Below are 12,185 nucleotides of genomic sequence, written 5' to 3' on the forward strand. Positions count from 1 at the left end.
GCGGCGGTGGCGGCATCCGAGCCTGCAAAAAGCAAATCGGTCATCAGGCGGCTCCGAACACTTCGACGTTGGAAAACACGCAGGCCGGCGAGGCGTGACCCACGCGGATGACCTGCGCGGGCTCGCCCTTGCCGCACATCGGCGTACCGTAGACCGCGCGCGTGGACGCGTCGCCGACCGCCGCGAGGCTGCGCCAGAAGCTCGCGGAAATGCCGCGATAGCTCGGCCGCTTGACGATCTCCGTGAGCTTGCCGTTTTCGATCAGCTGGCCGAACTCGCAGCCGAACTGGAACTTGTTGCGATGATCGTCGATCGACCAGGACGTGTTCGTGCTCATCAGAATGCCGTGCTCGACGCCCGCGATCAGCGCATCGAGCGACTGGTCGCCCGGCTCGATATTGAGGTTCGCCATGCGGTCGATGGGCGGACGGTTCCAGTTCGCCGCACGCGAATTCGCCACGCCGGGCAGGCCCGCGCGCTGCTGCGAAAGCGCGCCGCCGAGCGGTCGCTCCAGCACGCCCGCGCGAATCAGATATTCCTTGCTGGCCGCGCTGCCGTCGTCGTCGAAGGCATAGGCGGCGGCTTCCTCGCGCGTGTCCGGGTCGAAGGTCACGTTGAGCAGTTCGGAGCCGTACTGATAGCTGCCGAACATCTCCGGCTTCACGAAGCTCCAGCCCGCGAAATTGCGTTCGTCGCCGAGAATGCGGTCGAGTTCGAGCGGATGGCCGATCGACTCGTGAATCTGCAGCATCATCTGGTCGGGCATCAGCAGCAGGTCGCGCTTGCCCGTGGGGCAGTTCGGCGCGGCGAGCAGTTGCAGCGCCTCGTTCGCGACGCGCACACCCGCGCCGTCGAAACCGTAGCGCCCAAGAATTTCCATGCCGCCCTGCGCGAGCAAGCCGTAATGGCCGCCGAGCGTGCGTTCCTGCGTATCGCCGTCGTCGTGCGCGACCACGGACAGCGCCGGCATCAGAAAGCGGAAACGCTGTTCGATGCGCACGCCGTCGCTCGTCAGATAGAGCTGGTCGCACTGCGTGACTTCCATGCCCGCCTGGCGCTCGACAATGCGCGCATCGAGCTTCGCCGCCGCGCATTCGTGCGCGAGGCGCTCGAGCCATTCGCGCCGCGACGGCAGCGCCGCCTGCGCGTTCGGCGAAACGTATTCGCCGCTTTGCGCGGGCCGCGCGACCTCGCGATGGTCGATCAGCGCGTGCGCCGCGCTCGCCTGCGCGCGCGCCGTGGCGATCTCCAGCGCGCGTTGCAGACCGCTCGCCGTGAGGTCCGCCTTGGCCGCGTAGCCCGCGCCCGCGCCGGCCCAGGCCGTCACCATCGCGCCGCGCTCGCGCGCGATGCGCAGCGGCAGCGCCACGTCGTTGCGCACGACGTGATCGTCCTTGCGTTCGTCCACGAAACGCACCGACCAGAAATCGGCCGAACTGCGCAGTCCGCGTACGGCCAACGTCCAGCTTTCATCGATCATGCAATGTTCTCCTTGAGCGCGGCGGATGCCGATGCCGGATTCGCCAGCATCGATGCCGCGAGCAACGACTGCGTATAGGGATGCGTGGGCGCGTCGAGCACCGCGAGCGTGTCGCCCTGCTCGACGATGCGCCCTGCTTTCATCACGATCACGCGATGCGCCATCGCGCGCATCACCGCGAGATCGTGCGTGATGAACAGATAGCTCAGACGATACCGCTTTTGCAGGTCCGTGAGCAACGCCAGCACCTGTTTCTGGATGGAAACGTCAAGCGCGCTGGTCGGTTCGTCCAGCACGATCATCTCGGGTTCGACCGCGAGCGCGCGCGCAATCGCGATGCGCTGACGCTGGCCGCCCGAGAATTCGTGCGGATAACGCAGCATCGACTCGGCCGGCAGCCCGACTTCCTCCAGCAGCCCGCCGATGCGGCGGCGCTTCGCCTCGCCCTTCAGTTGTGGCTGATGCACCGTGAGCCCTTCGCCGACGATCTGCTCGATCGTCATGCGCGGCGAGAGCGAACCGAAAGGATCCTGAAATACGACCTGCATGCGCTTGTAGAGCGACAGGCGCTCGCCCGCGCCGCGCAGCGCCGCGAGCGGCTTCCCGTCGATACGGATCTCGCCCTCCGCCGCGCCCTGCAAGCCTAACACCGTCGAGGCGAGCGTGGACTTGCCCGATCCCGATTCGCCGACCACGCCGAGCGTTTCGCCACGCCGCAGCGTGAGGCTCGCTTCGTGCACGGCGCGAAATGCGTCGCCGCCGAACAGCGAGCGCCAGCCCTTGCCCGCCGTGCGGTAATCGACGGCCAGATCTTTCACGTCGAGAATCACGGGCGCGTCGGGCGCGACCGGCTGCACCGCGCGCGACGGCTCGCTGTCGAGCAGACGCTGCGTGTACGGATGCTGCGGATTCGAAAACAGCGCCTCGGTCGTGTTGGTTTCCACCAGCACGCCCTTTTCCATCACCGCGACGCGCTGCGCGAAGCGGCGCACGAGATTCAGATCGTGCGTGATCAGCAGCACGGCCATGCCGCGCGCGGCCGCTTCCTGCTCCTGCAGTTCGAGCAGCAGATCGACGATCTGCTGGCGCACGGTCACGTCGAGCGCCGTGGTCGGTTCGTCGGCGAGCAGCAGACGCGGACGGCACGCGAGCGCCATCGCGATCATCGCGCGTTGACGCTGGCCGCCCGAAAGCTGGTGCGGGAAGCTGTCGATGCGGCGCTCCGGCTCGGGAATGCCGGTGCGACGCAGCAGTTCGATGCCACGCGCGCGCGCCGCGTTCGGTCGCAGACCTTCGTGCAGACGCAGGCTTTCCGCGATCTGCTTGCCGATCGTGAAGAGCGGATTGAGCGCGGTCATCGGCTCCTGAAACACCATGGCGATGTCGCCGCCGCGAATGCCGCGCATCTGGCGCTCGCTCTGTTGCAGCAGATCGACGCCGTCGAGCAGCATGCGCCCGCCGAGTTCCGCCTGCGCGACGAGGCCGAGGATCGACAGCGCGGTCACGCTCTTGCCCGAACCCGATTCGCCGACCAGCGCGACGCGTTCGCCGCGCGCGATCGACAGGCTCAGATCGCGCACGGCGAGCTTGTCGCCGAAACGCACCGAAAAATCCTGAATATCCAGCAACGGTGCGCTCATCATTTGCCTCCGCCGAATGCCGAGCCGCGTGCGCGCGTGTCGAGCGCATTGCGCAGCGCGTCGCCCATGAAGGTCAGCAGCAGCAGCGTGATGACCAGCGCCGCGAACGCCGAAATCGAAATCCACCACGCGTCGAGATTGTTCTTGCCTTCCTGCAGCAGCTCGCCGAGGCTCGGCATCGGCGGCGGCACGCCGAGGCCCAGAAAGTCGAGACTCGTGAGCGAGAGAATCGCCGCGCTCATGCGGAACGGCAGGAACGTGATGACCGGCGTGAGACTGTTCGGCAGCACGTGACGCCACATGATCTGCCAGTTCGTGAGCCCCATCGTGCGCGCGGCCTTCACGTAGTCGAGCGAGCGATTGCGCAGGAATTCGGCGCGCACGTAATCGGACAGCACGAGCCAGCCGAACATCGACAGCAGGATGAACAGCAGCCACAGCGTGGGCTCGAAGATCGACGCGAAGATGATCAGCAGATAGAGATCGGGCATCGAACTCCAGATCTCGATCAGGCGCTGGCCGATCAGGTCGGTGCGGCCGCCGTAGAAGCCCTGCACCGCGCCCGTGAGCACGCCGAGCAGCACGCCCGAGACCGTGAGCGCGAACGCCATCAGCACCGAAAGGCGGAAGCCGTACAGCAGGCGCGCGACCACGTCGCGGCCGAACTGATCGGTGCCGAGCCAGTTGCTCGACGACGGCGGCGCCGGATACGGACGCGCCGCGAAATAGTCGATCGTGTCGTAGCGATACGGATTCGGCGGATAGACCGCGAAGTTGCCGTGCGAGGTCAGCTTCGAGCGAATGTACGGATCCAGATAATTGGTCTGCGCGGGAAAATCGCCGCCGAACAAGGTCTCCGGATAATCCTTCACGATCGGAAAATAGTAGTGCCCGTCATAGCGCACCACGAGCGGCCGGTCGTTCGAGAGCACTTCGCCGAACAGGCTGACGACGAACAGCACCATGAAGATCACGAGGCTCCAGTAACCGAGCCGCTGCGCGCGAAAGCGCAGCCACGTGCGACGCCACGGCGAAACCGGCTGCGCGTGCGCGAGCGTGGCGGAATCAGCGGTCCAGCCGGTGGAACTGGATGCGGGGGTCGACGAGGACATAGCAGACATCGGCAATGAGTTTGGTGACGAGGGCGATCAGCGTGAACAGAAAGAGCGAGCCGAGCACGACGGGGTAATCGCGGCGGATTACCGAGTCGTACGAAAGCTGCCCCATGCCATCGAGCGAAAAGAGCGTTTCGATCAGCAGGTTGCCGTTGAGAAAGGCGCCCACGAACGCAGCGGGCAGACCGGTGACGAGCGGAATCGCCGCGTTGCGCAGCACGTGCTTCCAGAGCACGTCGCGCTCGGGCGCACCCTTCGCGCGCGCGGTCAGCACGTACTGGCGGCCGATTTCCTCGAGGAAGGTGTTCTTCGTGAGAATCGTGACGATCGCGAAGTTGCCCACCACCGAGGCCGTGACCGGCAGCACCATGTGCCACAGATAATCGAGCACCTTGCCGATCGCGCTGAGGTCGTCGAAGTTGTCGGAGGTGAGGCCGCGCATCGGAAACACCTGCCAGAAGGTGCCGCCGCCGAACATCATCAGCAGCAGCACGCCGAGCACGAAGCCGGGAATCGCGTAGCCCGCGAGCACCAGCACGCTCGTGACGGTGTCGAAACGCGAGCCGTTGCGCACGGCTTTCGCAATGCCGAGCGGAACGGAAATCAGATACGTGAGGATCACGGTCCACAAGCCGAGCGAGATCGACACCGGCAGCTTCTCGCGGATCACCTGCCACACGCTCGCGTGCTGATAGTACGACTGGCCGAGATCGAAGGTGGCGTAGTCCTTGAGCATCATCACGTAGCGCGTGAGCGGCGGCTTGTCGAAGCCGAACTGCTTCTTGATCTGCTCGATCTGCTGCGGGTCCACGCCCTGGCTGCCGTGATACCCGCCGCCGCCCGCGCCCACTTCGCCGCCGCGCGCGCCGCTGCCGTGGCGCAACTGCGTGAGCACCTGTTCGACCGGACCGCCCGGCACGAACTGCGTGACGATGAACGTGACCGTGACCACGCCGATGAGCGTCGGCACCATCAGCAAAAGACGTCTGAGAATATAGGCGTACATGCGGCTCCTTACTGCACGGCGGCGGTGTGGGTGGACGAAGCGCCGCCCGCGCGCGCGGGATCGGGCGCGCCGGGTTTGCGGTACCAGTAGTCGATGGTCCACTCTTCCGGCACGTAGGTCAGCGGCGAAATGGCCGGCCGGCCGATCGTGGTCTTGAAGGCGATGCGCTCGTTCGGCGCGTAGTACTCGGGCACGAGGAAGTATTCGTTCATCAGCACGCGGTCGAGCGCATGCGTGGCCGTTTCCAGATCGGCGAGCGTGTTGGCTTTCTGCACGGCGTCGATGAGTTTGTCGACCACTTTCATGCGCACGCCCGGATAGTTTTCCGATCCCACCTGGCTGGCCGCCGCGCTGCCGAAGCGGCGCACCAGCTCGGCGCCCGGAATCGTGGTGGGCGCGTAGATGTAGGTGGTCATGTCGTAATCGAAATTGTCGATACGCTTCTGATACAGCGCGCTGTCGATCTCGCGCAGATGCGCCTGGATGCCGAGCATGCCGAGCGCCTGCGTGTACGGCAGGATCAGGCGGTCCATGCCCGGTTCGTCGTCGATGATCTCGACGGTCATGGGCTCGCCGGCCGCGTTGCGCAGCGCGCCGTCGCGATAGTGCCAGCCCGCCTGCGCGAGCAGATCGCGCGCCTCGCGCAGATTGCCGCGCAGCGAATTGGGCGGCAGCGTGTTCGGCAACTGCATCATCGGGCCGAACACCTCGGGCGGCAGACTCGCGCGATACGGCTCCAGCAGCGCGAGTTCCTGCGCCGACGGCAGGCCCGTGGCAGCGAACGGACTCACGTCGAAATAGCTCTTCAGGCGCGTGTACTGACCGTAGAACATCATGCGGTTCATCCAGTCGTAATCGAACGCGAGCGAAAGCGCATGACGCACGCGCACGTCCTTGAAGCGGTCCTTGCGCGTGTTGATGAGCATGCCCTGGAACTGCGCGGGGCTCGTCGCGAAGTCGCGCTTTTCGAGCATGCCGTTGCGGAAATTCTTGCCCACGTATTTGCGCGCCCATTGCGTGGCGCTGTACTCGACGTGCACGTCGGCGTCGCCGGCCTTGAACGCTTCGAGCTGCGTATACAGGTCGAGATACAGATTGAAGACGATGCGCTGGAAGCGGTACATGCCGCGCCGCGTCGGCAGATCCGCGGCCCAGTAGTCGGGATTGCGGCGGTAGATGATCTGCTTGTCGTTCTTGCGCGACTCGATCAGATACGCGCCGCTCGCGATCGGCGGCACGTTCGAGAGCTGGTTGAACGCGATGGTCGTGCCGTCGGCCTTCTTCGCCCACTTCGGCGAGAACACCGGCAGGTCGCCCGCGATCAGCGGCGCGTCGCGTTCGGCGCGGCGGAAATCGAAGCGCACCGTATGCGGGTCGATCACCACGACGTCGCGAATCACTTCGAACTGCGCGTTGAACAGCGGCGAGGCCTGCGAGCTCGTGAGCGTGTCGAACGAATACTTGACGTCGGCGGCCGTGATCGGGTCGCCGTTCGAGAAGCGCGCGCGCGGGTCGATATGGAAGGTCGCCGACGTGAGATCGGGCGCGACGTCCACGCTCTGCGCGATCAGCGGATACTCGGAGGCGAGTTCGTCCCAGCTGCGCTGCATCAGCGTGTCGAACATCAGATTCTTGATGTCCGGCGCGGGCGAGCCGCGCACGAGAAAGGGATTGAGCGAGTCGTAGCTCTGCGCCTGATCGAAATTCTGGAAGCTCAGCGTGCCGTCCGTGGGCGCGTCGGGATCGGCGTAATCGAAATGCGTGAAGTTGGCCGGATATTTGGGCGCGTCGTACTGCGCGATGGCCGTGGCCGCCTGCGCGACACCGGCGAACGCCGCCCCCAGCGTGCATGCTGCAAGCGCTACGCGGGCTGCCGCCACGACGCGCGCACACTTCGTCAGTCTCATCTTCGGTCTTTCTGTCCGCATGGTTTGCGTTAGCGGCACGCGGCGCGCGCAGGTGATGCGCGCGCCGCGGCCTTGATGCGTCCTTCGTGAGGACAGGGCCGGTCGCCCGGCCCTTGCTGCTAGCCCACTGCGTTTAGAACTTGTACGTTGCGCCGATCTGCAGGTAACGGCCCACGTAGTTGTACAGCGACTGGTCGTAGCCGGTCTGGTCGATCGCACCGAGCCAGAGCGGATCGTACGGCGGCGCCTTGTTGAAGATGTTGTTGATGCCGCCGTAGATGGTCCAGTGCTTGAAGCCCGAGTACGCGACGTTCAGGTTGAACTGGCTGTACGAGCCCGTCGAGTAGTTGTAGCCCAGCGCATCCGAATACGGGCCGACGTACTGCCAGTCGAGCGTCGCATTCCACTTGTGCCAGTTCCACGCCAGATCCGTGGTGCCCTTCCAGCGCGGGAACGAGCCGCCGAACGGCTGCGCGAGCGTCGAGTCGTTGCCTGCGCCGTCGATCGTGCCCGTGCTGCCGCCGATGCCGTCCATCTTGAAGTGCCAGACGTAGGCCCAGTCCGCCGACAGCGTGAAGCGGCCGATCTGCGTGTTGATCGACTGGCTGAAGGTGGTTTCGAAGCCCGACGTGTCGAACGAACCGAGGTTCTGGTACGGCTCGACCATGTAGGCAATCGAGCCGTCCGAGTTGTAGACCGTCTTGCTCGGGTCGACCACCGCGCCGATCGCGTTATCCACGTGAATCTTGTAGAAGTCGAAGCCCACATCGGTGCCACGCGCCGGCGACAGCTGGAAGCCGATGTTGTAGTTCTTCGTGCGTTCCGGCTGCAGCTTCGTGTTGCCGGTCGTGATGACGGTTTCATCCGCGCCATTCGGACCGACCGGCGAGATGCCCGTGCTGGTCGAGTTGGTGTTCTCGACGAAGCTCGGCGCACGGAAGCCGCGGTTGTACGAACCGTACATCGTGAACTGCTGGATCGGCTGGAAGCGCAGTGCGAAGCGCGGCGAGAACGCGCCGCCGAAGTCGCTGTAATGGTCGTAGCGGCCCGACTGGCTGAAGGTCAGGATGTGCTGCCAGAGCGGAATGTCGACCTGGTAGTACACGGCCGCGACATTGCGCTCGCCGTCGACGGTCTGCAGCGCCGGGCTCAGCACCGAGCCGTCCATCGTGTTCGCGCCCTGGTTGATACGCTCGCTCTGGTGCGTGAACTGGCTGCCGAGGCCGAGGCCCACGTCGCCGGTCGGGATGTGGAACAGGTTCGGCGTGGACAGCGTGGCGTCCACCACGTCGAGCTTCGACACCGCGATGTTGTTGGTGTCGGTGAACACGCCGTTCAGGCCGTTAGGCGTCGCCGACGGATTCGCGAAGTCGTAGGTGCCGTTCGCGAGCATGTTCTCCACGCCCGCCACGCTCAACTGACCCGTCGTGGTGTTCGTGACCGTGCTCTGCGAGTGGCCGTACGACAATGCCCAATCCCAGTCTTCCTTCGAGATCGAGAAGTTGCCCTTGATCCCCATCGCCGCGCGGTAGAAGTTCGCTTCGGTGGTATCGGAGACCACATTCGGCAGCCACGTGAAGATCGTCGCGTCAGTGCCGTACGGGTTGTACTTGTTGCTCGCCGGCACCACGGCCTGCCACGCGGAGAGCGTGCCGGTGGCCGGGTCGTAGATCGTCTTGTTGCCGAGGTACGACGCGAAGTCGTTGGTAACCGACTTGATGTTGCTTTCCCAGAGGTCGGCCCACGCCGTGGTGTTGTCGTTGACCTTGAAGTCCGCGTGAACCTTGGCGTTCCAGCGCTCGGTCCACGGATCGATCGAGCCCGATTCGGCCGTGTTGCGGCCGCACACCGTGCCGCCCGAGGCCGCGCCCGTGTTCGACGCGATGATGTTGCTGCTGAACGGCTGGACCACGCCGCCGCAGGGACCGACGGCTTCCGCGAGACCCGAGGTCGGGTTCAGCCAGTACGACGGCGAGAGGATCGAGCCGCCGTAGCCCTTGTTGCTGAAGTCCTGGTTCTCGGTGGTGTCGCGGTCGGCGAGCGTGAAGCCATTCGACTTGTAGTAGCTCATCGTGGCGGTCACGTTGAAGCGGTCGCTCGTGAGATTGCCGAAGCCGCCGAGAATGCCGAACTTGGTCGTGCCCGCGCCGCCTTGCGTGGCGCCGCCGTAGCTGCCGTCCAGTTGCAGGCCCTGGAAGTCGTGCTTCGTGATGATGTTCACGACGCCCGCGATGGCGTCCGAACCGTATTGCGACACGGCGCCGGTCTTGACCACTTCGATGCGGTCGACGGCGTTCAGGGGAATGGCGTTAAGGTCGAAGAAGGTGTCGGTGCCGTTCACGGCGAAGCCGTACGGCGCGACACGCTGACCGTCCACGAGCACGAGCGTGTACTTCTCGCTCAGGCCGCGCAGTGCGATACCGGCGCCGCCGGCCGCGAAGCTGTCGTCGTTCGACTCGCCCCAGCTGTTCGCGGAGTTCGCCGAGATCGTGCGCATGTAGTCCGAGACGCTCGTCGCGCCCGAATTCTGGATCTGCTGCGGCGTGATCGTCTGCACCGCCTGATAGCCGGTCTTGTCGGACTGGCGGATCAGCGAGCCGGTCACCTCGAACTTCTTGAGCTGCGCGACGTTGTCGCCGTTCGCCTTGGTCGTCGTGGACGACGAAGCCGAGGGCGCCGTCGACGCCGCGGCGTCGGACGCACCCGTGGCCGCCGCGGCGGCGGTCGCGCCGCTCGTGGCGGCAGGCTGGCTTTGTGCGAATGCCGGCGCCGCGATGGCCGCCGATAGTGCGACTTCAGCCCAGATTATCCTTTTGATGGCTAGCGCCAAAACCCTCTGTTTCACTTTTTCCCCTTCTCACTCGTCAGTCACGCCCACTTGCGTCACGCGGGGCGAGGTCTTGTGAACCTCGCCGTCGATTGACGACGCTGTCGCGTCGCGCCCATTGTGCGAATCGCCCCGGCGGCGCGGTTGCATCCGGCGTGGCGATTCACCCAAACCCCTTTTGAAATCGGACTGCTAACGGCTTTCAAAGCATGTGCGCCACGCAATCACAGCACTACGTCTTTCTTTGCGGACGCCTTCTGTCCCGCGCGGCAACCCCTGTTTATGCTTGCGCGCCACGCGGGTGAAGTCTTCACATTACATTTGGACTACTAATATTTCTGTATTGCCGTGAAGCGCTTTTTTCTGTTGCAACGGCGTTTCTCAAATCAGCTTCGGCGTACCCACCCAGACGAATACGCTTTCCGTATCGGAGGGATTGGCCCACGCATGCGGCACCGCCGATTCGAAATGTGCGGTGTCGCCCGCGCGCAGCACGAACGTCGTATCTTCCAGCGTAAGCGACACTTCGCCGCTCATGACATACAGGAACTCTTCCGTTGCCTGCGCAACGACGTCGAAACGTTGCGCGCCGGCCGGCATTTTCACGAGCTGTGCGTCGAGCTTGCGATCGCCGCCCTGCGACGTCAGCCGGCCATACTGATTCGCCGACCCGGTGAAACCAAAAAACTTCAGGCGCTCGGCGCGGCGCACGACCTGCTCTTCCGCCGGTGTTTCGATGAAGTACTGCAAGGTGACGCCCAACGCCCGCGCGATGCCGATCAGCGAGCGCAATGACGGCGTGGCGCGCCCGCGTTCCACCTGCGAGAGATAAGGCTTGGATATTCCCGCCAGCTCCGCGGTCTCCTGCAACGTGCGCCTGAGGCGCTGACGCAGGGCGCGAATGCGGCGGCCGGTTGTTGCTGCAACGTATGCCTTCTCGTCAAGTGGCGAAACCATAGCAAGACAAAATAACGCGTCAAAATTTGTTTGATTAGATCGAACTTATTTTTATGGCGCGACACCTCCATCGGCTCGCACCAAAAGCGAGCCGTTTTTATTTCAAACGGTTTGAACGCACAACGAGAGAAACGTACTGCGTAAAACGCCTGCAATTGGTGCAGATTGCGCCTTGATTGAGGCCAATACAGAGACGCAATTACATCCACATAACAATGCGATAACAACGAGACAACATCGCGATTATTTCGCCGCGATCAGCAACCAGAGCTGGGCGAGATCGGCTGAACCGTCCGTGCCTTTGACCGCCTTGAAAACCGTCACCGCGCGCGCCTTTTGGCCCGCGAAGTAATACGCCTCGCCAAGCCGCAAACGCGCCATGTCCGGATGATCGACGCCCTTGGCGAGCGCCGCGTCCATCGCCGCGAAACCGGCCTGCTGTTGCCCCGCGAAGACCTGATTGAAGCCCACGTCGAACGGCGAGAGCGGATTCTGCGGATCGGCGGGCGCGCTCGCACGTTTGGCGGCAAGCGCCTGCAGACGACGCTCGCGATCCGCCTGCGCGTCGTGGCCCAGCACACCGCTCGTAAAGCCCTGATCGACGACCTGCTTGCCTTCCGCCGTCGACCCGGACATGATCGCGAGCTGCGTGAATTCCATGTAGTCGTTCGCGTCCGACAACGAGCCGGCGGCGCGACGCAGCCGGTACACGTCGACGTCGAGCGCGGAGAGATATCCCGGCTTCGCGCGAATGGCGTGGATCAGGTCGTCCCAGTAAGCGGGCTTCGGGTGATACGCCACGAGCTTTTCGAGCGCGCCGCGATAAGCCGCCTGATCGTTGGCCTTCTGCGCGACGGTGCCGAGCAGCTGCAACTGTGCTTCCTCCGGCGCGTGACCGGCGCGCACCTGCGCATCGACGCTCGAACGCAGCAGCGCGAGCGCGCCCGCGTTGTCGCCCGAGAGGTAATACGCCTCGATCAGCAGCGTCTGCATCTGCGGATCGGTGCCGCCCGCCTTCTGATAGCGCTGCGCGGTCCGGATCGCCTTCGCGTAATCCTTCTGCTGGAAATACAGCCCGGCGAGCGCGGCCGCCGTGCGCTGCTCGTCCTCGCCCTTCACCTGGCCGCCCGCGAGCAGCGTTTCGTACGCGCGCTCGGCGGTGGCGTTGTCGCCCGCCGCCGCCGCTGCCGCGCCGCGCATCTCTTCGACCATCAAGGTCTCGTAGTCGGTGCGATTGGGCACGGCGGCCGCCT

General features: G+C 64.7%; 8 protein-coding genes. All 8 read right to left on the bottom strand.

Annotated features, from left to right (window positions below; all coding sequences use genetic code 11):
- Positions 1–43 precede the first annotated feature (43 nt).
- The gene (locus tag G3N97_RS18055) at positions 44–1,480 is read right to left on the bottom strand and encodes a TldD/PmbA family protein (RefSeq protein WP_205994467.1); all 1,437 of its coding nucleotides are present in this window, start codon (positions 1,478–1,480) and stop codon (positions 44–46) included.
- Positions 1,477–3,120, bottom strand: coding sequence for a dipeptide ABC transporter ATP-binding protein (locus G3N97_RS18060; protein ID WP_183716259.1), 1,644 nt, complete (start codon positions 3,118–3,120; stop codon positions 1,477–1,479). Before G3N97_RS18060 ends, G3N97_RS18055 begins: the two co-directional genes overlap by 4 nt.
- A complete protein-coding gene (locus G3N97_RS18065; RefSeq protein ID WP_205994468.1) occupies positions 3,120–4,232 on the bottom strand; it encodes an ABC transporter permease in 1,113 nt (370 codons plus the stop codon). The genes G3N97_RS18060 and G3N97_RS18065 overlap by 1 nt, the downstream gene beginning before the upstream one ends.
- Entirely contained in the window at positions 4,186–5,241 is a 1,056-nt protein-coding gene (locus G3N97_RS18070; protein ID WP_065063906.1) for an ABC transporter permease subunit, read from the bottom strand. The genes G3N97_RS18065 and G3N97_RS18070 overlap by 47 nt, the downstream gene beginning before the upstream one ends.
- An 8-nt stretch (positions 5,242–5,249) precedes the next feature.
- A complete protein-coding gene (locus tag G3N97_RS18075) occupies positions 5,250–7,148 on the bottom strand; it encodes an extracellular solute-binding protein (protein WP_205994469.1) in 1,899 nt (632 codons plus the stop codon).
- 133 nt (positions 7,149–7,281) lie between these two features.
- Positions 7,282–9,993 carry a TonB-dependent receptor gene (locus G3N97_RS18080; protein ID WP_205994470.1) on the bottom strand — a complete coding sequence of 904 codons (2,712 nt, stop codon included), beginning with the start codon at positions 9,991–9,993 and terminating at the stop codon, positions 7,282–7,284.
- Between the two features lie 363 nt (positions 9,994–10,356).
- Positions 10,357–10,932: a helix-turn-helix domain-containing protein gene (locus G3N97_RS18085; protein WP_205994471.1), complete on the bottom strand. Its 576-nt coding sequence runs from the start codon at positions 10,930–10,932 to the stop codon at positions 10,357–10,359.
- A 243-nt stretch (positions 10,933–11,175) separates the two neighbouring features.
- Positions 11,176–12,185 (bottom strand): tetratricopeptide repeat protein (locus G3N97_RS18090; protein ID WP_205994472.1); only part of this gene is annotated, 1,010 nt, incomplete at its 5' end.

Source organism: Paraburkholderia sp. Ac-20347, from assembly GCF_017104805.1.
In the GTDB taxonomy this organism is placed as follows: Bacteria; Pseudomonadota; Gammaproteobacteria; order Burkholderiales; family Burkholderiaceae; genus Paraburkholderia; species Paraburkholderia tropica.

What these genes read in the sequence shown, in the direction of transcription:
- G3N97_RS18055 (WP_205994467.1), bottom strand. Translation starts at nt 1,480, where the DNA reads ATGATCGATGAAAGCTGGACGTTGGCCGTACGCGGACTGCGCAGTTCG.
- G3N97_RS18060 (WP_183716259.1), bottom strand. Translation starts at nt 3,120, where the DNA reads ATGAGCGCACCGTTGCTGGATATTCAGGATTTTTCGGTGCGTTTCGGC.
- G3N97_RS18065 (WP_205994468.1), bottom strand. Translation starts at nt 4,232, where the DNA reads ATGTCCTCGTCGACCCCCGCATCCAGTTCCACCGGCTGGACCGCTGAT.
- G3N97_RS18070 (WP_065063906.1), bottom strand. Translation starts at nt 5,241, where the DNA reads ATGTACGCCTATATTCTCAGACGTCTTTTGCTGATGGTGCCGACGCTC.
- G3N97_RS18075 (WP_205994469.1), bottom strand. Translation starts at nt 7,148, where the DNA reads ATGAGACTGACGAAGTGTGCGCGCGTCGTGGCGGCAGCCCGCGTAGCG.
- G3N97_RS18085 (WP_205994471.1), bottom strand. Translation starts at nt 10,932, where the DNA reads ATGGTTTCGCCACTTGACGAGAAGGCATACGTTGCAGCAACAACCGGC.